Annotated in this window: 11 protein-coding genes; 1 reads left to right on the forward strand and 10 read right to left on the reverse strand. The window is 61.4% G+C overall.

Going from position 1 to position 21,670, the window contains the following annotated elements; translation table 11 throughout:
* Window positions 1–15 precede the first annotated feature (15 nt).
* The 4 genes from pyrG to rlmD all read right to left on the reverse strand — a co-directional run bounded on the left by pyrG (window position 16) and on the right by rlmD (window position 6,316).
* Window positions 16–1,653, reverse strand: coding sequence for a glutamine hydrolyzing CTP synthase (pyrG, locus tag D7S44_RS10045; RefSeq protein WP_120454449.1), 1,638 nt, complete (start codon window positions 1,651–1,653; stop codon window positions 16–18).
* Between the two features lie 229 nt (window positions 1,654–1,882).
* Window positions 1,883–2,671 carry a nucleoside triphosphate pyrophosphohydrolase gene (mazG, locus tag D7S44_RS10050; protein ID WP_120454451.1) on the reverse strand — a complete coding sequence of 263 codons (789 nt, stop codon included), beginning with the start codon at window positions 2,669–2,671 and terminating at the stop codon, window positions 1,883–1,885.
* Between the two features lie 63 nt (window positions 2,672–2,734).
* Entirely contained in the window at window positions 2,735–4,966 is a 2,232-nt protein-coding gene (relA, locus tag D7S44_RS10055; RefSeq protein WP_120454452.1) for a GTP diphosphokinase, read from the reverse strand.
* A 33-nt stretch (window positions 4,967–4,999) separates the two neighbouring features.
* Entirely contained in the window at window positions 5,000–6,316 is a 1,317-nt protein-coding gene (rlmD, locus tag D7S44_RS10060) for a 23S rRNA (uracil(1939)-C(5))-methyltransferase RlmD (RefSeq protein ID WP_120454454.1), read from the reverse strand.
* An 87-nt stretch (window positions 6,317–6,403) separates the two neighbouring features.
* Between rlmD and barA the strand changes: the two genes are divergently transcribed.
* The gene (gene barA / locus D7S44_RS10065; RefSeq protein ID WP_120454456.1) at window positions 6,404–9,136 is read left to right on the forward strand and encodes a two-component sensor histidine kinase BarA; all 2,733 of its coding nucleotides are present in this window, start codon (window positions 6,404–6,406) and stop codon (window positions 9,134–9,136) included.
* A 123-nt stretch (window positions 9,137–9,259) separates the two neighbouring features.
* On the opposite strand, the gene lplT is transcribed toward barA, so the two are convergent.
* From lplT to D7S44_RS10095, 6 genes are all read right to left on the reverse strand, one after another.
* The gene (lplT, locus tag D7S44_RS10070) at window positions 9,260–10,465 is read right to left on the reverse strand and encodes a lysophospholipid transporter LplT (protein WP_120454457.1); all 1,206 of its coding nucleotides are present in this window, start codon (window positions 10,463–10,465) and stop codon (window positions 9,260–9,262) included.
* Window positions 10,462–12,612: a bifunctional acyl-ACP--phospholipid O-acyltransferase/long-chain-fatty-acid--ACP ligase gene (aas, locus tag D7S44_RS10075; RefSeq protein WP_120454460.1), complete on the reverse strand. Its 2,151-nt coding sequence runs from the start codon at window positions 12,610–12,612 to the stop codon at window positions 10,462–10,464. The genes lplT and aas overlap by 4 nt, the downstream gene beginning before the upstream one ends.
* Window positions 12,613–12,689: 77 nt before the next feature.
* Complete coding sequence (locus tag D7S44_RS10080) at window positions 12,690–14,078, reverse strand: efflux transporter outer membrane subunit (RefSeq protein WP_120454461.1); 1,389 nt, start codon at window positions 14,076–14,078, stop codon at window positions 12,690–12,692.
* Between the two features lie 3 nt (window positions 14,079–14,081).
* Window positions 14,082–17,183, reverse strand: a complete 3,102-nt coding sequence (locus D7S44_RS10085; protein ID WP_120454463.1) for a multidrug efflux RND transporter permease subunit — start codon at window positions 17,181–17,183, stop codon at window positions 14,082–14,084.
* The gene (locus D7S44_RS10090) at window positions 17,180–20,392 is read right to left on the reverse strand and encodes an efflux RND transporter permease subunit (RefSeq protein WP_120454465.1); all 3,213 of its coding nucleotides are present in this window, start codon (window positions 20,390–20,392) and stop codon (window positions 17,180–17,182) included. The genes D7S44_RS10085 and D7S44_RS10090 overlap by 4 nt, the downstream gene beginning before the upstream one ends.
* Window positions 20,389–21,618 carry an MdtA/MuxA family multidrug efflux RND transporter periplasmic adaptor subunit gene (locus D7S44_RS10095; RefSeq protein WP_120454467.1) on the reverse strand — a complete coding sequence of 410 codons (1,230 nt, stop codon included), beginning with the start codon at window positions 21,616–21,618 and terminating at the stop codon, window positions 20,389–20,391. Before D7S44_RS10095 ends, D7S44_RS10090 begins: the two co-directional genes overlap by 4 nt.
* Between the last annotated feature and the right edge of the window lie 52 nt (window positions 21,619–21,670).

Below are 21,670 nucleotides of genomic sequence, written 5' to 3' on the forward strand. Positions count from 1 at the left end.
CGTTGCTCGTGAAACTTACTTCGCTAAACGCTTCTGGTGATCCTGCGCGGCCTTAACAAAGCCGGCGAACAGCGGATGACCGTCACGCGGTGTTGACGTGAACTCCGGGTGGAACTGGCAAGCGACAAACCAGGGGTGGTTCGGGATCTCAATGATCTCAACCAGCTGGTCATCGCCAGAACGTCCGGCAATACGCAGTCCTGCGGCTTCAATCGGCTTCAGCAGCAGATTGTTGACTTCGTAGCGGTGGCGATGGCGCTCGACGATGGTATCGGAACCGTAGAGCTGGCGGACTTTGCTGTCCGGCGTCAGCTGGCACTGCTGGCTGCCGAGGCGCATGGTGCCGCCCAGGTCGCTGGTTTCAGTACGCTGTTCCACATTGCCGTTTTCATCGCGCCATTCAGTGATTAACGCTACCACCGGGTATTTACAGTCTGGCACAAATTCAGTGGAGTTGGCGCCTTCCATCCCGGCGACGTTGCGTGCGAACTCCATCAGCGCAACCTGCATGCCGAGACAGATGCCGAGATAAGGCACGTTATTTTCACGCGCGTACTGCGCGGTCATCAGCTTGCCTTCCACGCCGCGGTAGCCGAAGCCGCCCGGGATCAGAATCGCATCCAGATCTTTCAGAATTTCGACGCCGCGCGTCTCGACGTCCTGCGAGTCGATCAGCTTGATGTTTACCGTCACGCGGTTTTTCAGGCCGCCATGCTTCAGCGCTTCAATCACTGATTTGTACGCATCCGGCAGTTCGACATATTTGCCGACCATGCCGATGGTCACTTCGCCGCCCGGGTTAGCCTCTTCGTAGATCACCTGTTCCCATTCAGACAGGTTGGCTTCCGGCGCGTTCAGACTGAAGCGTTTACAGATATAGTCATCCAGACCCTGCGATTTCAGCAGGCCCGGAATTTTGTAGATGGAATCGACATCTTTCAGCGAGATAACCGCTTTTTCCGGCACGTTGCAGAACAGCGCAATTTTGGCGCGTTCGTTCGCCGGTACGGCGCGGTCGGAGCGGCAGATCAGCACGTCCGGCTGGATGCCGATAGAGAGCAGCTCTTTAACGGAGTGCTGGGTCGGCTTGGTTTTCACCTCGCCCGCCGCCGCCATATAAGGCACCAGCGTCAGGTGCATATACATGGTGTGCTCGCGGCCGACGTCGACCGCCATCTGACGAATCGCTTCCAGGAACGGCAGCGACTCGATATCGCCAACGGTCCCGCCGATCTCCACCAGAACGACGTCGTGACCTTCGCCGCCTTCGATAATACGTTCTTTGATGGCGTTGGTGATATGCGGAATAACCTGAATGGTCGCGCCGAGATAGTCGCCGCGGCGCTCTTTGCGCAGCACTTCAGAGTAGATACGGCCAGTGGTGAAGTTGTTGCGGCGCGTCATTTTGGTGCGAATGAAGCGCTCGTAGTGACCTAAATCCAAATCGGTTTCGGCCCCGTCGTCGGTGACGAATACTTCACCGTGCTGGGTAGGGCTCATGGTGCCCGGATCGACGTTGATATAGGGATCCAGCTTCATGATGGTCACGTTAAGACCACGTGCTTCGAGAATGGCTGCGAGGGAGGCTGCGGCAATGCCTTTACCCAGAGAGGAAACGACCCCGCCGGTCACAAAAATATAATTCGTTGTCATGCTGAACCTGAGAGTTTAGGTTTAAAGACGGTGGAATAACCAGGACGGGAAAACAGTATACCTGAAACCCCTGTCAGCCACAATTGATGAATCACCGCCATCCTCCAACGCATTGCAGCGGGTAACATAGCGGATAGCTGACGAGGAAATGTTGACGCAGGTCACAACTTTTTTCTTGCGCTGAATCGAGTAAGCGCGACCGGCTAAATAGTATGCACTGCTGGAATAATCAGCGTTTTTCTGCGGCTTTAACCTGCTGCCAGGCCGCCTCCATCTGTTCCAGCGTCGCCTCCGGCATGCGCAGCCCCTGCGCGGCGATAATCGCCTCTACCGCGCGGAAGCGGCGCTCAAATTTGTCGTTCGCTTTTTGCAGCGCGGTTTCCGCTTTGCTGCCCAGATGGCGCGACAGATTGACCGTGGCGAACAGCAGATCGCCTATCTCCTCTTCCAGCTTGAGCGGATCGATGGTCGCCTGCTGCGCCTCGTGCATCACCTCGTCGATCTCTTCGTGCACCTTATCCAGCACCGGCCCGATCGCGGTCCAGTCAAAGCCGACGTTATGGCAGCGCTTCTGGATTTTATGAGCGCGCATCAGTGCCGGCAGCGCTTTAGGAATATCGTCAAGCGCCGAATGCTGCGCCTTTTCCGCCCGCTCTGCGCCTTTGATCGCCTCCCAGTTCTTCAGCACCTCAGCGCTGTTCTCCACGCTGGCGTCGCCGAAAATATGAGGATGGCGGCGCTCCAGCTTGTCGCTGATGGCGTCGCAGATATCGTTAAAGGTAAAGCGATCCTGTTCGCTGGCCATCTGCGCGTAAAACACCACCTGAAACAGCAGATCGCCCAGCTCGCCGCGCAGATCGTCGAAGTCTTCGCGCTGGATGGCATCCAGCACTTCATAGGTCTCTTCCAGCGTATAGGGGGCGATAGAGGCGAAAGTCTGCTCGCGATCCCACGGGCAGCCGCGTTGCGGATCGCGCAGGGTTTGCATAATGCCCAGCAGGCGATCGAGTGAGCTCATAGTTAATCCTTTTAAAACACGGGGATGAAAGTGCAGGGATGAGCGCGCGCTCATCCCGCAAAATCAGTGAAGACGTCGGGCGTCGATGATATCAGGCACCTGGTTCAGCCGCGACAGCACGCGGCCCAGCACCTGCTGATTGTAGATTTCAATATCCATATCGATCGTAGCCAGCTGCTTTCTGGTGTCGCTGCGGCTGGAGACGCCCAGTACATTGACCTTCTCGTTGGCGAGAATGGTAGTGATATCGCGCAGCAGTCCGCTGCGATCGTTGGCGGTAACGCGCACCACCAGCGAGTAGCCGCTGGAGTAGCTTTCGCCCCACACCGCATCGACGATGCGTTCCGGCGCATGGGCGCTCAGCTCCGCCAGCTGGTCGCAGTCGGCGCGGTGAATAGAGATGCCGCGCCCCTGGGTGATAAAGCCGACGATATCGTCTCCTGGAATGGGCTGGCAGCAGCGCGCGATATGGTGCATCAGGTTGCCGACGCCTTCGACCACCACGCGGCCGCTCTCTTTGCGCGACGGCGGCGAGTAGTTTTTCTGCGTCAGCTGGCGCAGCGCCTCGCGATCTTCCTCTTCCGCGCTCGGCTTGTTGAGCTTCGCCTGCAGGAAGTTCACCATCTGGTTAAGGCGAATATCACCGCCGCCGATCGCCGCCAGCAGTTCATCCAGCGAGGTGACGTTATAGCGCGGCAGCAGCAGTTTTTCCGCTTCACGCAGGCTGATATCGAGCTGGTTGAGTTCGCTGTCGAGGATCTGACGCCCCGCGGCGATATTTTTGTCGCGATCCTGCTTGCGGAACCAGTTATGGATCTTGGCGCGTCCGCGGCTGGTGGTGATATAGCCGAGGTTCGGATTCAGCCAGTCGCGGCTCGGATTCGGCTGCTTCTGGGTAATAACTTCGACCTGATCGCCCATCTGCAGCTGATAGGTAAAGGGCACAATGCGGCCGCCGATCTTGGCACCGATGCAGCGGTGGCCGATATCGCTGTGAATATGGTAGGCGAAGTCGAGAGGCGTGGAGCCTGCGGGCAGATCCACCACGTCGCCTTTTGGAGTAAAGACGTAAACGCGATCGTCGAACACCTGACTGCGCACCTCTTCCAGCATCTCGCCGGAGTCGGACATCTCTTCCTGCCAGGCGATCAGCTTACGCAGCCAGGCGATGCGCTCTTCGTGTCCGGAGGCGCCGCGCGCGCTGCCGGTGGTCGGCCCCTCTTTATATTTCCAGTGCGCGGCCACGCCCAGCTCCGCGTCTTCATGCATCTGACGAGTACGGATCTGGATTTCCACGGTTTTGCCTTTTGGCCCGAGCACCACGGTATGGATCGACTGATAGCCGTTCGGCTTGGGATTGGCGACATAGTCGTCAAACTCCGCCGGCAGATGGCGATAGAGCGTATGCACGATGCCGAGCGCGCCGTAGCAGTCCTGCAGGCGCTCGGCGACGATGCGCACCGCGCGCACGTCGAACAGCTCGTCAAACGCCAGCGACTTCTTCTGCATCTTGCGCCAGATGCTGTAGATATGTTTCGGTCGACCGTAAACCTCGGCGCGCACGCCCTCTTTCACCATCTCTTTGCGCAGCGAATCGACAAAGTTCTCGATGTACTGTTCGCGATCGATGCGGCGCTCGTGCAGCAGTTTGGCGATGCGTTTGTATTCGTCAGGGTGCAGATAGCGGAAGCAGTAATCCTCCAGCTCCCATTTCAGCTGGCCGATGCCGAGACGGTTGGCGAGCGGCGCATAGATATTGGTGCTCTCTTTCGCCGCCAGCACGCGCTCATCTTCCGGCGCATCTTTCATTTCGCGCAGGTTCATGATGCGTTCCGCCAGCTTAATCACCACGCAGCGGAAATCTTCCACCATCGCCAGCAGCATGCGGCGCACGTTATCCACCTGCTCGGAGGCCATCGAGTCGTTGTGGATCGCTTTGAGCTGACGAATGGCGTCCATATCGCGTACGCCGTGCACCAGCGTGACGATGCCGCTGCCGAAGGTTTCGCTCAGCTCCTCTTCGCTTACCACTTCCGCATTCGCCAGCGGGAAGATCAGCGCGGCGCAGGAGCTTTCGATATCCATACTGAGCATCGACAGGATCTCTACCATTTCAATGCCGCGCCAGAGCAGCAGCGACTGATCGGGGTGATCCTTCGTCTGGGCTTCGCAATAGCGCCAGGTTTCAGCGATGCGTTCACATGATTGCGGGTTGGCAATGCCAAGAGTGGCGATCCACTGATCGAGAGCGAACTCTCCTGCCGTATTTAAATGCGCACTTCTGACCGCAACCATATCCTCTCCTGCCACAGCAGCATCAATTACTGCTTATGTTTTACTGAACAGCACCATGGATTCGAGATGACGGGTATGAGGGAACATATCCAGCATCGCGACCCTTTCCAGATGGTAGCCCGCCGACAGCAATGTCTGGCTGTCGCGGGCAAGCGTTGTGGGATTACACGAAACATAGACCACGCGCTCCGGCGCAAGTTTAACCACATGCGCCATTACGCCCGCGGCCCCGGCGCGCGCCGGATCGAGCAATACCTTGTTAAATCCTTGCGCCGCCCACGGCTGACGCGCAACGTCTTCCTCCAGGTTGTGCTGGAAAAAGCGGACATTTTTAAGATTATTCAGCTGCGCATTATACGCTGCCTGCCGCACTAATGCTGCAACGCCCTCCACACCCACAACATTTTGTACGAATTTTCCTACAGGGATCGTAAAGTTTCCCATGCCGCAAAAAAGATCCAGCACGCGGTCTTCCGGCTGAAGATCGAGCCAGGCTAACGCCTGCGCCACCATCTGCTGGTTGACGGCGTCGTTGACCTGAATAAAGTCCTGTGGACTAAAGGTGAGCCGCACCTCGCCCGAGTGGTAAAAAGGTTCGTCGCCGCGCACCTGCTCCAGCTCATCGCCGCCGCTGTCCAGGAACAGCATCAGGTTGTGCTCATGCGAAAAGCGTTCCAGTTTTTCCCGGTCGGCAGCGTGCAGCGCATCCAGGTGGCGCAGTACCATCAGCGGGCCGTTGTCCGCCAGCACCAGCTCAACGTGTCCCAGCCGGCTGGCGGCCTTCAGCGCGCTGAGACAGTCGCGCAGCGGCAGCAGCAACGCCTCAAGTTCGGGCGCCAGAATGGGGCATTCGCGAATCGCCACCAGATCGTTGCTCGCCTCCTGGCGAAACCCCATCTGCAGCTCGCGCGTTTTAGGCTGCCACTGCAAACCAAGCCGCGCGCGACGACGGTAGCCCCAGGCAGGCCCGGCGAGGATCGCGTCCACTGCGACGGTGCGCTGCGCCGCCTGGCTCAGCATGCGCGACAGCGCCGACGCTTTGCTGCGCTGCTGCAGCGGCTCGGCAGCGTGCTGCTGCTGGCAGCCGCCGCAGCGGGTAAAGTGCGGACAGCGCGGCTTGACGCGTTCCGGGCTGGTGCTTAACAGCCGCGTCGCTTTGCCGCGCGCGTACTGACGTTTCTCCTCCACCAGCGTCACTTCCGCCTGCTCGCCAGGCAGCGCGCCGCTGATAAACAGGGTCTTGCCCTGATGCCGCGCTACGCCCTGGCCAAAGGGATCGAGCTCGTCCACGGTGACGGTGATGCGTTGCTTAGTCGTCACGCGCTGTTTTGCGGAGTAAAATTGCGCCATAGTGTTTTACATTCTCAATAAAAATTCAGCGTGCGCGCGCTTCAACGCGGCACAGGGATAACGGGCTGGCAAAAGCCGACGACTATTATGACGAAATACAGCCTGCGGGCGCGAATGATGATTTTAATACTGGCGCCGACATTAATGATTGGACTGCTGCTCAGCTCGTTTTTCGTGGTGCATCGCTACAACGAACTGCAGTCTCAGGTGGTGGAAGCAGGCGCCAGCATCATCGAGCCGCTGGCGGTCTCCAGCGAATACAGTATGACCTGGCACAATCGCGAAGCTCTGCGCGCGCTGGTCAGCCTGCTGCACCGCCGCCACTCCGCTATTGTCCGCGCCATTTCGGTGTTCGACAATAATAACCGCCTCTACGTCACGTCGAATAACAACCAGAACCTGAGTTTGCTGCAGAAAGAGGATATCCGCGCGCTGCCTGACGAGGTCTCGATGGAGCGCCACGGTACGCTGCTGATTTTGCGCACGCCGATTACGCCTGAACACCATGCGGTGGATGAACTCTCCAGCGAAGAAGCCAAACCGGCGGGCAACCCGCTGGGCTACGTGGCGATAGAGCTTGATCTCCAGTCGGTGCGACTGCAGCAGTATAAAGAGGTGTTCGTCGCAACCCTGATGCTGCTGTTTTGCCTCTGCATCGCCATGCTGTTCGCCTACCGCCTGATGCGCGACGTCACCGGCCCGATCCGCAATATGGTCACCACCGTCGACCGCATTCGCCGCGGCCAGCTCGACAGCCGCGTCGAGGGCTATATGCTGGGCGAACTGAGCATCCTGAAAAATGGCATCAACGCCATGGCGATGTCGCTCACCGCCTACCATGAAGAGATGCAGCACAATATCGATCAGGCGACCTGGGACCTGCGGGAAACGCTGGAGCAGCTGGAGATTCAAAACGTCGAGCTGGATCTGGCGAAAAAGCGCGCCCAGGAAGCGGCGCGTATTAAGTCGGAGTTCCTCGCCAATATGTCTCACGAGCTGCGCACCCCGCTCAACGGCGTGATCGGCTTTACTCGTCAGATGCTGAAAACAACGCTCGGCACCACGCAGCGCGACTATATGCACACCATAGAGCGTTCAGCCAATAATTTACTCAGCATTATCAATGATGTGCTCGACTTCTCTAAGCTGGAGGCGGGCAAGCTGGTGCTGGAGTCGATCCCGTTCCCGCTGCGCGCCACGCTGGACGAAACCATTGTGCTGCTGGCGCCCTCGGCGCATGAGAAAGGGCTCGAGCTGACGGTACTGTGCGATTGCAGCGTGCCGGATAACGTCATCGGCGATCCGCTGCGCCTGCAGCAGATCCTGATCAACCTGCTGGGCAACGCCATTAAATTTACCGAGCACGGCACCATCGATCTGCGCGTCGAACAGCGTAACGTCAGCGCCACGCGCGTCGAGCTGGAGGTTCAGGTTCACGACTCCGGCATCGGCATTTCCGAACATCAGCAGACGCAGCTGTTTCAGGCGTTCCGTCAGGCTGACGCCAGCATCTCTCGCCGTCACGGCGGTACCGGGCTGGGGCTGGTGATCACGCAGAAACTGGTCAGCGAAATGGGCGGCGAAATCGCTTTTCACAGCCGCGTCAATGAAGGGTCGACCTTCTGGGTGCGAATACAGCTCGACCTCAATCCCAACGCCCCGACGCTGCCGCGCGCGCTGGACGCCCTGTCGCGTTCGCGTATGGCCTACGTTGAGGCGCACGCCGCTTCCGCCGAGGCCGCGCTGAAGATGCTGCGCGTCACGCCGCTGCAGGTTGAGCACAGCGAAACGCTGGCGGGCCTGCGCGAACCGCACTATCCGCTGCTGCTGGTGGGGCTGCCGATCGATATCACGCAGCAGGAGCTGCTGGATGACCTCTTTATCGACGCCCTGCTTAATCGCGCCGACTGCGTGCTGCTGGCGTTGCCGAGCGCCATGATGCTGCTGGCGGATCGACTCAAGGTGCGCGGCATTCACGGCTGCATCACCAAGCCGGTTTCCACCACGCGCCTGCTGCCGCTGCTGGCCGATCTGCATACGCGCCAGCGCAGTGAACTGCCTGACAGCGCGCGCCTGCCGCTGCGGGTTATGGCGGTGGACGATAACCCCGCTAACCTCAAGCTGATCGGCGCGCTGCTGGAGGAGCAGGTGCAGCACATTCTGCTGTGCAACAACGCCGAGCAGGCGATCGCCGCCGCCCGCGCGCAGCCGCTGGATATTATCCTGATGGATATTCAGATGCCGGAGATTGACGGCATTCGCGCCAGCGAAATTATTCGCGGCCTGCCGCTGCACGCCAGCACGCCGATAGTGGCGGTCACGGCGCACGCCATTGACGGCGAGCGCGAACATCTGATCAAAGCCGGTATGAACGACTATCTGGCGAAGCCGATCGACGAGAGCCGGCTCAGCCAGCTGCTGGCGCGCTACAGCCCGCCGCTGCCTGCGATGCTGCCGCCGGTACCTGCGGTTTCGCCGTCGCTCGACTGGGAGCTGGCGCTGCGTCAGGCGGCGAACAAACCCGATCTGGCGCGCGATATGCTGAAGATGCTGCTCGATTTTCTGCCCGAAGTGCACGAGAAGATTGACGCTTTTATGGCGGCGCACGACGTGCAGGGATTACGCGAGATTATCCATAAGCTGCACGGCAGCGCCAGCTACAGCGGCGTGCCGCGCATGAAGCAGCTCTGCCGCCAGCTGGAGCAGAACCTGCGTCAGAGCGACGATATCGACGCGCTGGAGCCGGAGCTGCTGGAGTTGCAGGACGAGATGGAAAACGTGGCGCGCGAGGCGCGCAGGCTGCTGGGGCATGCCCGGTAGTCCCCATTCAGTTACAGCAGGCGTACCGGGAAAACCCCAACGGTTTCAGCGGGTTGTTTTAAAGAAGGGAGCGTTACGCCGGTGCCTGCTTTTTCTGAGCGGGCGCCTCGCATCGGTTGTTAACTAACGCTGCGCCCGCGCTGTCGGCCGCCATATCCACAGCACCGCAATCGCCAGCGCAAACAGCGCGCCGAAGCCGATGCCGGTCGCGACCGCGGGCGCGCCCGCTTTCACCGCCAGCGTATACAGCCCCAGCATCACCAGCATGGCGATATTCTCGCCGAAGTTCTGCACCGCAATCGCATTGCCTGCGCCGACGCTCGCCTTGCCGCGCGCCTGCAATACGGCGTTGAGCGGCACCACGAAAAAGCCGCCCAGCGCGCCAATCACCATCAGCAGCAGGTAAGCGTTCACCAGCGAATGCTGCAGAGAGAAAACCACCACCATCACGCCGATCAGCACGCCAGCGGGCATACAGCGGCGCACCGTCTCCAGCGTCACCAGCTTCGCCGCCGCGCCCGCGCCGACGACGATGCCGATCGCCACCATGGCGTTGAGCGTGGTCGGCGTGGTGTTGTCCTCGATGCCGAGCGCCACCGGCACCCACAGCACCAGCAGGAAGCGCAGCGTCACACCCGCACCCCAGAACAGGCTGGTGCCGAGGATAGAAAAACGCGTCTCTGCGTTATGCCACAGCAGGCCGCACGCCTGGGAAAAACGGCGCAGCATCGCGCCGGGGTTCCAGCTCTGCCCTGACCGCGCCGCCGCAAGCTTCGGAATAAAGAGGTTCGCCGCCACCGCCGCCGCGTAGGTAACCGCGCACGCCGCCAGGGCCGCCAGCAGGCTCCAGTCGGCGAGCGCGCCGCCCGATACCGACCCCAGCAGGATCGCGGCAATGGTGGAGCTCTCCATCATGCCGTTGGCTTTCACTAGCTTCTCGCCGGAGGTCAGCTCGGTAAGGATGCCGTATTTGGCGGGCGAGTAGGCCGCTGCGCCGATGCCCACCAGCGTATAGCCCACGAAAGGATTAAAGCCGAAGCAGATCAGCAGCGCGCCCAGCAGCTTCAGGCTGTTGGCGAACATCATCACCCGGCCTTTGGCGAAGCTGTCCGCCAGCTGGCCGACAAAGGGCGCCAGCAGAATATAGGCCGCGACAAACAGCATCTGCATCACCGGCTGGCTCCAGTCGGGATAAAGCTCGCTTTTCAGCAGCGCCAGGGTGGCGAAGAGCAATGCATTGTCGCCAAAGGCGGAAAAGAACTGCGCGCCCATAACCGCCAGCATCCCGCGCGACGTCAGCGACATCTCCTGCGTATTCAGCGTGCTCATGCCTGCTCCTCTTCCGCCATTTTTTTCAGGCTGACATAGTCCGGCTTGCCGCTGCCCAGCATCGGCAGCTGTTTCAACACGCGGATATCGCGCGGGACGGCAAGCTCCGGCGCGCCCAGCTCGCGTGCCGCCTTTTGCAGCCCGTCGCGTTTCAGGTCGCCGTCGGTAGTAAAGAGCACCAGCGCTTCACCGCGGTTGCCGTCAGCGCGCAGCGACGCCGCATGCTGTTTTTCCGGCGACGCTTTCAGAGCGATCTGCTCGACGCTCTCCAGCGACACCATCTCGCCCGCGATTTTGGCAAAGCGTTTGGCGCGTCCCTGAATCTGGCAGAAGCCGCCCTCGTCAAAGCTGACGATATCGCCGGTATCGTACCAGCCCGCCTCCATCTGCCCTTCGCCGTTGTCGGCGACGGGCGCTTCCAGCACGCCGGGGTTTTCGACGCGCAGATAGCCCTTCATGATGTTGGGCCCGCGCAGCTGCAGCCGCCCGCCCTGTTCAATGCCTTCAACCGACATCAGGCGCGAATCCATGCCCGGCAGAATGCGACCGACGGTGTGCGCTTTCGCCGCCATCGGTACGTTGATCGCCACCACCGGCGCGCATTCGGTCACGCCGTAGCCTTCAAGAATGCGGATGCCATACTTCTCCATATAGATCTGACGCGTCGCTTCCTGCAGCTTCTCCGCCCCCGCCACGACGTAACGCAGACGGGCGAAATCGTAAGGCGCGGCAAAGCGCGCATAGTTGCCGAGGAAGGTCGAGGTCCCGAACAGCACGGTGCAGTTGCGGTCATAGACCAGCTCCGGCACGATGCGATAGTGCAGCGGGCTGGGATAGAGAAACACCTGCGCGCCGGTCATCAGCGGCGTGAACAGACCAACCGTCAGGCCAAAGGCGTGGAACAGCGGCAGCGCCGACATAAATTTATCGCGCGGGGTAAAATCCGCCACGGTGCGGATCTGCTCCACATTCGCCAGCAGGCTTTTATGGGAATGCACCACCCCTTTCGGATTGCCCTCCGAGCCGGAGGTAAACAGCACCATCGCCGCCTCCTCCGGCTGCTGCGCCACCTGCGCGCGGCGCGGGAACAGCAGATGCGCCAGGATCCAGAGTTTATCCTGCGTCGTCACGCTGTCGCGCAAATCCTCCAGGTAGATCCATTCGATGTCGCTCAGCCCCTGCGGCAGATGCCAGAGGTTGCCCTTCTCAAGAAACTGACGCGAGGTAAAGATGGTTTTGACCTGCGACGCGGTCAGCGCCGCGCGCATGCCGTTTACCCCGGCGGTGTAGTTGAGCATGGCCGGAACGCGGCCGCGCAGCGAGGCGCCGAGGATCGCCGCCGCCGTCACCGTGGTGTTGGGCAGCAGCAGACCGACAATTTCGCCCGGCTGGCTGTAGCGCTCAAGAATACGCCCGACGCCGAGCGCCTTTTTCAGCAGTCCGGTATAGCTGTCGGGCTTCAGATTAACGTCTTCGATGCAGCGCTTGAACGCCCCGTAGCGGGTGCGGGCGTTGAGGAAGGCTTCAAACAGCGTTTCGCGCGGGCGCACCGCCATGCGCGCCTCCATCATAATATGGTGGAGGTGTTCGCCCGCCAGCTGACGGCGGTCGCGTGCGCGCTTCGCTTCCGGCATCGGAATGCGCGTGGCGGGCAGCAGCGTCAGCGTGATACGGGGAAAAAGGCGGCGCTTGAAGATGCCGGCCAGGCGGCCGAAGGGGGTGTACTCCGCGCCCTCGATGCGCATCGGCACCACGCTGGCCTGCGATCGGGCAGCGACAAAACCGGCGCCGCTGTAGATCTTCATCAGCGAGCCGGTAACGGTGATACGTCCTTCCGGGAAGATCACCACCGGACGGCCGCTGTCGATCAGCCGCACCAGATGCTTGATCGACATCGGACGGGTTGGATCGAGCGGAACGAAGTCGATCAGCGGCTTCACCAGGCGCATATACCACTGCTCGCTGACGGAGGAGTAAACCGCAAAAACCGGCCTGATCGGCAGGAACAGCGCCAGCAGCACGCCGTCCAGAAAAGACATATGATTCGGCGCGATCAGCACTTTTTCCTGATGCAGCGCGGCGGTGTCGCCGCGCAGTTCCACCCGCCACAACAGGCGACAGACCAGACGTAAAAATGTAAACAACATGCCAGCTCCATAGCATCGCTAAAAAGGTTCCTAACGATGCAGGATCTGGCGTCGTTCGACAAGCGTAAAGGCGCGATTTAAGGCGTCGCCTGCCAGCCGCCGCCAAGCGCAGCGATCAGCGCCACGCTGGTGACCCACTGCGTGCTTTGCAGCGTCAGCAGGCTCTGCTGCTCGCTGAGGCTGCTGGTTTCCGTGGTGGCGACGTCGAGATAGTCGATCATTCCCGCCTCATACTGATTGCGCGTCACGCGCGCCGACTCGCGCGCGGCGTCGCTGGCGCGCTGCTGCGCCGCCAGCTCGTTGTTCAGCGTAGCCAGCTCCACCAGGTCGTCCTCCACTTCCTGCATCGCCGTCAGCACCGAAAGACGGTAGCTGGCGACGCTGGCATCATACGCGGCGCGCGCCTGCTCCACCTTCGCCGAGGTGGCGCCGAAATCGAGCAGTGTGCCGCTCAGATCGGGCCCGAGCGACCAGACGCGCCAGGGCAGCGAGAAAAGATTATGCAGTGCCGACGCGCTGGTGCCGCCGCTGGCGCTCAGCGTCAGGTCGGGATAGTAACCGGCAATGGCCACGCCGACGGCGGCATTGGCCGCCGCGACGTTACGCTCGGCATAGGCGATATCGGGACGGCGCTGCAGCAGCTGCGACGGCAGCGCCTGCGGCAGCGGCGGCAGCGTCGCGTTCAGCTTCGCGACCGGCAGGCTGAATTCGGCGGGCGTTTTCCCCACCAGCAGCGCGATGGCGTGCTCCAGCTGGGCGCGCTGCCACTGGTAGTCAAGCGCCGAGGCGCGGGCGCTCTCCAGCTGCATCTGCGCCTGCGCCAGCGTGGCGCGCGACTCGCTGCCGGCCTGGTATTTATTCTCGATCACCTTCAGATAGCGCTCATAGGCCGCGATGCTCTGCTGATAGAGCGCGATCTTCTCATCCATAATGCGCAGCTGAAAATAGTCCTGCGCCAGCTCCGACTGGGCGCTGAGCGTTACGTTCGCCAGCTCGGCGGCGCTCGCCTCGGCGCTGGCGGCGTTCTCTTCGCGGGTGCGGCGCAGTTTGCCCCACAGATCCAGCTCCCAGCTGGCGCTCAGCTGCGCCGAATTGCTGTTGGTGGTGCTGCGCGCGCCGCTGTTCGCGGAGCGGGTGCCGCTGCGCGTTCCGCTGACGTCATAGCCGAGCGTCGGAAATAGCGCGGCGCGCGACTGGGCGGCCAGCGCCTGGGCTTCGCGGTACTGGGCGGCGTAGCTGGCGACGTTCTGGTTGGAGATGCTGACCTGCAGCAGCAGGCTGCTCAGGGTGGCGTCATGATAGACCGCCCACCATTCACCTTTGCTCTGGTCGTCCTGCGGCGTGGCCCGCTGCCAGCCTTTGGCCTCTTTATAGTGCAGCGGCACGCTGGCGGCGGGACGCTGATAGTCGGGGCCGACGGCACAGCCGCCAAGCAGCAGCAGTAAAGCGAGAGAAACTTTTTTCATGGATCACGATTCCGCATGGCGCAAACGGCGCCACTGACGTTGGGTGGCACGACTCAGACGGTCGAACCAGAGATAGACTACCGGCGTGGTAAACAGAGTCAGCAGCTGGCTCAGCGCCAGACCACCGGCGATCGCTATGCCGAGCGGACTGCGCAGATCGGCATCACCGCCGCTGCCGAGCGCCAGCGGCAGCGCGCCGAAGAAGGCCGCCAGCGTCGTCATCATAATGGGACGGAAGCGCATCAGGCACGCCTGAACGATCGCCTGCTGCGGCGAGAGACCTAGGCGGCGTTCGGCGTCGAGCGCAAAGTCGATCATCATGATGGCGTTTTTCTTCACTATGCCGATCAGCAGAATAATGCCGATCAGCGCGATCACTGTCAGCTGGGTGTTGGTGAGGAGCAACAGCAGCAGCGCACCGACGCCCGCCGACGGCAGCGTAGAGAGAATGGTCAGCGGATGCACATAGCTCTCGTAGAGCACGCCCAGCACGATATAGACCGCCGCCAGCGCCGCCAGGATCAGCCAGGGCATGGTCGCCGTCAGCTGGGCGAAGGCGGCGGCGGTGCCGGCAAAACCGGCCTGAATGGTTGAAGGCAGACCGAGCCTCGCCATCGCCTGCTTAATCAGCACCTGCGCCTGCTCCAGCGAGACGCCGTCGTTGAGGTTAAAGGCGATGGTGCTGGTGGCTGACTGTCCCTGATGCGCCACCGACAGCGGCGCGTTGCCGGTGGTCAGGCTGGCAAAGGCGGAGAGCGGCACCCGATCGCCGCTGTCGTTAATCACGTAAAGTTCCTGCAGAATCGCCGGATCGCGCGTGTAGCTGCTGTTGAGCGACATCACGACGTGATACTGGTTAAGGGTGTGGTAAAGCGTCGCCACCTGGCGCTGGCTGAAGGCGTTATTCAGCATGGTATCGAGCATCTTCACATTCACGCCGAGACGGGTGGCGCGATCGCGGTCGATATTAATTACTATCTCCTGGCCGCCGGTTTGCGAGTCGGAATCGACGCTGTTGAGCTGCGGGATCGCCGCCAGCGCCGCCTGCACTTTCGGCGTCCAGGTACGCAGCAGATCGAGGTCGTCCGCCTGCAGGCTGTACTGATAGCTGGCATTGGCGCTGCGGCCGCCGATATGCAGATCCTGCGCCGCCATCAGAAACATCTGCGCGCCAGCGATATGGCTGGTTTTCATGCTCAGCCGGTTGGCCACTTCGGTGGCGGTGGCGTCGCGCTGGTCTAAGTCTTTAAGCCGCACAAAGAAGTTGGCGCTGTTGCGCGAGCCGAACATGCCGCTACCCATCGAGGACATCACGCTCTCTACCGCCGGGTCGGACTGGATAATGCGGGTAAACATCAGCATTTTCGGCTTCATCGCCTGAAACGAGATGTTCTGGTCGGCGCGTAGCGCCCCCATCAGCAGGCCGGTATCCTGATTGGGAAAGAAGCCCTTCTGCACCACGCTATAGAGAAACAGATTGAAGAGAACGGTAAGCAGCAGGCTGAAGATCGTCAGCTTCTGATGGCGCATCACCCAGTTAAGCCCGCGCGCATAGGCCGCCAGCAGCGCATTAAGCTGATTCTCAATAAACTGATAAAGCGGGTGCGGCCGCCGGGTGACGCGCGGTTTGCGCTTCAGCAGCCGCGAGCAGAGCATCGGCGTCAGGCTGAGGGAGACGAACATCGAAATCAGCAGCGATACCGTGAGCGTAACGGCGAACTCGCGAAACAGGCGGCCCACGATGCTGCCCATCAGCAGAATGGGAATAAATACTGCCACCAGCGACACCGTCATCGACAGCACGGTAAAGCTCACTTCGCGCGCACCGCGCACCGCCGCGCGTACCGGTCCCAGCCCCTCTTCAATGTGACGCGTAATATTTTCCAGCACCACGATGGCGTCATCCACCACAAAGCCGGTGGAGATGATCAGCGCCATCAGCGACAGGTTGTCGAGGCTATAGCCGAGCAGATACATCACCGCACAGGTGCCAATCAGCGATACCGGCAGCGCCAGCGCCGGGATGATCACCGCCTGCAGGTTGCGCAGAAAGATAAACACCACGGCGATCACCAGCAGCACCGCGATCAGCAGTGTCTCTTCGGTATCGTAGAGCGAGGCGCGCACGCCAGGCGACCGGTCGACAACCACTTTTAGCTGCGTATCGGCGGGCAGATTCTTCTCCAGCGCCGGCAGCTGCGCCTTAATCGCGTCGATGGTTTCGAGCATGTTGGCGCCCGCCTGGCGCGTAATGCCGATCATCACCGAAGGCGCGGCGTTGAGAAAACCGGCCTGATACTGATCCTCTACCGAGTCGTAGACGGTGGCGACGTCGTGCAGACGCACCGCCTTGCCGTCCTGATAGGCGACGATCAGATCGCGATACTGCGCCGCCTTGTCGAGCTGGCCGTTGCTGTCCACCACCCATGACTGGCTGCTGCCCTGCAGCATCCCTTTCGGCAGGTTAGTGGTGCTGCTGGCGATGGCGCTGCGCACGCTATCGAGCGAGATGCCGTAGTGCGTCAGCTTCTGCGGCTGCAAATCGATCCGCACCGCAGGCAGCGCGCTGCCCATCAGCGACACCTCGCCGACGCCCTTCACCTGCCCCATCGCCTGCTCAATCTTGCTTTCGGCCAGATCGTACAGCTCGCCGGGCGTGCGCGTTTCGGAGGTGAGCGCCAGCATCACGATGGGCGCGTCAGAGGGATTGGCTTTGCGGTAGGTCGGCAGCGACTCCATGCTGCTCGGCAGCAGACTACGCGAGGCGTTAATAGCGGCCTGCACGTCGCGCGCCGCGCCGTTGATATCGCGATCCAGCTCAAACTGCAAAATAATGCTGGAGGAACCCTGCGAGCTGCTGGAGGTCATTTCGGTAATGCCCGCGATTTGCCCCAGCGCGCGCTCCAGCGGCGTCGCGACCGTCGCCGCCATGGTTTCCGGGCTGGCACCGGCAAGGCTGGCGTTCACCATAATGGTGGGGAAATCGACCTGCGGCAGCGGCGCGACCGGCAGCAGCCGGTAACCGAGCGCGCCGAGCAGCAGGATCGCCAGCGTCAGCAGCAGCGTCGCAACCGGGCGGAAGATAAACAGCCGCGTCAGGTTCATGATTCGCCTCGCGACTGCTGCTGGCGGCGTTTCACCCAGGCGTTACCGCGCTGCGCGATGGCGTCAAACCACAGATAGATAACCGGCGTAGAAAAGAGCGTCAGCACCTGGCTGACGATCAGCCCGCCGACGATCACCAGCCCCAGCGGCTGGCGCAGCTCCGCGCCCGAGCCCGACGCCAGCATCAGCGGCAGCGCGCCAAGCAGCGCCGCCATGGTAGTCATCAGAATCGGACGGAAGCGCAGCAGGCAGGCCTGATGGATCGCCTCGCGCGGGCTGAGGTGCTGCTTGTTCTCTGCCTCCAGCGCAAAGTCGATCATCATAATGGCGTTCTTTTTCACGATGCCGATCAGCAGGATCACGCCGATCAGGGCGATCAGGCTGAATTCACTGCCCGCCAGCAGCAGCGTCAGCAGCGCGCCGACCGCCGCCGACGGCAGCGTCGAGAGAATAGTGACCGGATGGATAAAGCTCTCGTAGAGAATGCCCAGCACTACGTACATGGTGAGCAGCGCGGCGAGGATCAGCCACAGCGTATTGCCGGTCGCGCTCTGGAAGGCGGAGGTTTCCCCCTGATAGCGCAGCGTTATGCTCGACGGCAGCTGCAGCTGCTGCTCTACCTCGGCGATCGCCTTTTGCCCATCCTCCAGCGAATAGCCGCTGTTGAGGTTAAAAGAGATCATCACCGCCGGGAACTGGTTCAGCCGCATATGCATCAGCGAACCGGTGCGCTGGTGAATGGTCGCGACAGAGGTCAGCTTTACCATGCCCTTGCTGGCGTCGCTGCTGGCCGAGTCAGATGTCGTCGTCGAGGAGGTTGATGTCGAGGTCGAGGTCGAAGCTGACGCAGAGGTCGAGGTCGTCGCTGAGCTGGTGCTGGTCGACGGCTGCAGATAAACCTCCTCAAGGGAGGCTGGCGACTGCTGCCAGGCAGGCGCGACTTCCAGCACCACGCGATACTGGTTTGACTGGGTAAAGATGGTCGACACCAGACGCTGGCCGAAAGCGTTATAGAGCGCGGTATCAACATCCGACGCGGTAATGCCGTAGCGCGCCGCTTTGTCGCGGTTCAGCTCTACCCAGGCGACGCGCCCCTGATCCTGCAAATTGCTGACCACGCCGTTGAATTCCGGGCGTTTTTGCAGCGCCGCCACCAGCCGCGGCGACCAGGTGACCAGGTTTTCGCTGTCGGGGTCGTCAAGGGTGAACTGATACTGGCTTGGCGTTACCTGATCGTTGACCGTCAGATCCTGCGCAGGCTGCATATAGAGCTGAATGCCCGCCACCTGCGCCGCCGCCTGCTGAAGTTGCTTAATCACCACGTCGGCTTTGACGTCGCGCTCGCTGAACGGCTTCAGGTTAATCTGCAGCCGCCCGCTGTTAAGGCTGGTATTGCTGCCGTCGATGCCGATAGTGGACGAGACGCTCTCCACGGCCGGATTCGTCAGCACCGCTTTCGCCAGCGCCTGCTGGCGCTTCGCCATTTCGCTAAAGGAAACGTCCTGTGACGCCAGCGTAATGCCCTGGATCAGTCCAGTATCCTGCGTCGGGAAGAAGCCTTTCGGCACCGCCAGATAGAGCAGCGCGGTAAGTGCGAAGGTCGCCAGCGCCACCAGCAGCGTCAGCTTCTGGTGGTTGAGCACGATGGTCAGCAGCCGGTCGTAGCCGCGGATCAGCCTGTCGAAGAGTTCGCCGCCCTTGCGCGCGAAGCGTGACTGCTTCTCCGGCGGGATATGGCGCAGCAGATAAGCGCACAGCATCGGGGTGAGCGTCAGCGACACCAGCATCGACACCAGAATTGAGACCGCCAGGGTAATGGCGAACTCGCGAAACAGTCGCCCGACCACGTCGCCCATAAACAGCAGCGGGATCAGCACCGCAATCAGCGAGAAGGTCAGCGAGATAATCGTGAAGCCGATCTGTTGCGACCCCTTCAGCGCTGCCTGCATCGGGGGTTCGCCCTCCTCCAGCCGCCGCGAAATATTTTCTACCACCACGATGGCGTCGTCGATAACAAAGCCGGTGGCGATGGTCAGCGCCATCAGCGAGAGGTTATTCAGGCTAAAGCCCGCCAGATACATCACGCCGAAGGTGCCCACCAGCGACAGCGGCACCGCGACGCTGGGGATCAGCGTCGCCGCCACGTTGCGCAGGAACAGAAAGGTCACCATCACCACCAGCGCGATCGACAGCATCAGTTCGAACTGCACGTCGCTGATCGAGGCGCGAATAGTCTGGGTACGGTCGGAAAGAATGGTCATCTTTACGCCGTCCGGCAGCGCGGCCTGCAGGGTCGGCAACGCCGCTTTGATGTTGTCCACCACCTGGATCACGTTGGCGCCCGGCTGGCGCTGCACGCTGATAACAATCGCCGGACTGTTGTTGGCCCAGGCTGACTGATAGCTGTTTTCCGGCCCCTGTTCGATATGGGCGATATCCTTCAGACGCAGCGCCGCGCCGTTCTGATAAGTGAGGATCAGATTGCCGTACTCGGCAGCAGTGCGCAGCTGGTCGTTAGCGTCGATGGTGACCGAGTGATACTTGCCGTCGAAGCCGCCTTTCGAGCCGTTGACGTTGCTGTTGCTAATCAGCGTATTAACGTCCTCCAGCGTTAGCCCGTGCGCGGCGAGCGCCGTTGGGTTCATCTGAACGCGGATCGCCGGCTGATGGCCGCCCGCCAGCGTAACCATGCCGACGCCGGAGATCTGCGACAGCTTCAGCGCCACGCGGGTATTAACCAGATCCTGCACCTGCGTCAGCGGCAGGGTATCGGAGCTGGCCGCCAGGGTGATCACCGCGCTGTCTGCCGGATTAACCTTTTTATAGGTCGGCGGGTTGGTCAGATCGCTCGGCAGCAGATTGTCAGCGGCGTTAATCGCCGCCTGCACTTCCTGCTCTGCGACGTCGAGCGAGAGATCGAGGCCGAACTTCAGGGTAATGATGGACGATCCGCCGGAGCTAGTGGAGGTCATCTGGCTCAGCCCCGCCATCTGCCCCAGCTGGCGCTCCAGCGGCGAGGTGACCGACGACGCCATCACGTCCGGGCTGGCGCCGGGATAGAGCGTGGTGACCTGAATCGTCGGGTAGTCCACCTGCGGCAGCGCCGAGGTAGAGAGAAACTTATAGGCGAAAATACCGGCGACCAGCACGCCGACCATCAGCAGAATGGTCGCCACCGGGCGCAGGATAAACAGGCGTGACGGATTCATTTTGCCTCGGCGGGTGCGGTCGGTTGCGTCTCATCCGCCAGCGTGACTTTGCTGCCGTTAGTCAGGCGATCAATGCCCTCGGTCACCAGACGATCGCCAGGCTCGACGCCCGTGAGGATCGCCTGTTTGTCGTCGCCAAATGCCGGACCGGCGGAGACCGCCTTGCGCGTCACGGTGTTGTCTTTGTTGATAACGAAGACGAAGCTGCCGTCGCTGCTCAGCTGCAGCGCCTGCGACGGGATCACCGTCGCCCCTTTCAGGATACGCGTCTGCACGCGCAGGTTAACGAACTGGTTGGCGTAAAGCGCCTCATCCTCATTGGCGAAGGTGGCCTTCAGCGCCACGGTGCCGGTATCGGTGTCGATCTGGTTGCTGATAAATTTCACTTCGCCCTGCGCCAGCGCGCGGCTATTGTCCTGGTCAAAGGCGGTGGCCGGCAGCGCCTGCCCCTGGTGCAGCGCCTTAATCAGATCGGGAATATGGCTCTGCGGCACGCTGAAGGTCACGGCGGCAGGCTGCATCTGCGTGATAGTGACCAGGCCAGTGCTGCTGGAGCTTTGCACCATATTGCCTGGATCGACCAGCCGCAGCCCGACGCGACCGCTGACCGGCGCGGTAATGCGCGCATATTCGATGCTCAGCTTCGCGCTGGCGATCTGCGCCTGATCGGCCGCCACCGCGCCGCGATACTGGCCGACCGTGGCAATTTGGGTGTCGAGATCCTGACGCGCCAGTGAATCCTGCGCGTAGAGCTTGCGGTAGCGCGCCAGCGTGAGCTCAGCGCTTTTCAGCAGCGCCTGATTCTGGCTCAGCTCCGCCTGATACTGATTGAGCGTCGCCTGGAAGCTGCGCGGATCGATCTGCGCCAGCAGCTGCCCCGCCTCCACTTTTTGCCCTTCGGTGAAGTAAACCTTCTCCAGCTGACCGTCGACGCGGCTGGTCACCGTGACGCTGGCGTTAGGGATCACCGTGCCCAGCGCGTTCAGGTAAACCGGCACGTCGGCAGTGGTCGCCACGCCGCTATGCACCAGCGTCGCGCCGCCGCCCATCATCGCCATCCCCGGCGGGCCGCCGCGCCCGCCATGCGGGCCGCCAGGCGGCATTGCGCCCTGCCCTTTGCCAGACGGCAGCACCCGCCAGACGACGCCGGCAATAATCACAATCAGGATTAACAACAGCAGCCACTTAAACCAGCGGGAACGAGAAGAGCGGGACGCATTAGTCATTATCAAAGTCTTACAAAGAGTAAAAAGGAAAAATCCCCTTATTTCAGGGGAT

Source organism: Pantoea piersonii (genome assembly GCF_003612015.1).
GTDB lineage: Bacteria > Pseudomonadota > Gammaproteobacteria > Enterobacterales > Enterobacteriaceae > Pantoea > Pantoea piersonii.

Coding starts and splice junctions, on each gene's coding strand:
- pyrG (WP_120454449.1), bottom strand. CDS start 1,653: ATGACAACGAATTATATTTTTGTGACCGGCGGGGTCGTTTCCTCTCTG.
- mazG (WP_120454451.1), bottom strand. CDS start 2,671: ATGAGCTCACTCGATCGCCTGCTGGGCATTATGCAAACCCTGCGCGAT.
- relA (WP_120454452.1), bottom strand. CDS start 4,966: ATGGTTGCGGTCAGAAGTGCGCATTTAAATACGGCAGGAGAGTTCGCT.
- rlmD (WP_120454454.1), bottom strand. CDS start 6,316: ATGGCGCAATTTTACTCCGCAAAACAGCGCGTGACGACTAAGCAACGC.
- barA (WP_120454456.1), top strand. CDS start 6,404: ATGACGAAATACAGCCTGCGGGCGCGAATGATGATTTTAATACTGGCG.
- lplT (WP_120454457.1), bottom strand. CDS start 10,465: ATGAGCACGCTGAATACGCAGGAGATGTCGCTGACGTCGCGCGGGATG.
- aas (WP_120454460.1), bottom strand. CDS start 12,612: ATGTTGTTTACATTTTTACGTCTGGTCTGTCGCCTGTTGTGGCGGGTG.
- D7S44_RS10080 (WP_120454461.1), bottom strand. CDS start 14,078: ATGAAAAAAGTTTCTCTCGCTTTACTGCTGCTGCTTGGCGGCTGTGCC.
- D7S44_RS10085 (WP_120454463.1), bottom strand. CDS start 17,183: ATGAACCTGACGCGGCTGTTTATCTTCCGCCCGGTTGCGACGCTGCTG.
- D7S44_RS10090 (WP_120454465.1), bottom strand. CDS start 20,392: ATGAATCCGTCACGCCTGTTTATCCTGCGCCCGGTGGCGACCATTCTG.
- D7S44_RS10095 (WP_120454467.1), bottom strand. CDS start 21,618: ATGACTAATGCGTCCCGCTCTTCTCGTTCCCGCTGGTTTAAGTGGCTG.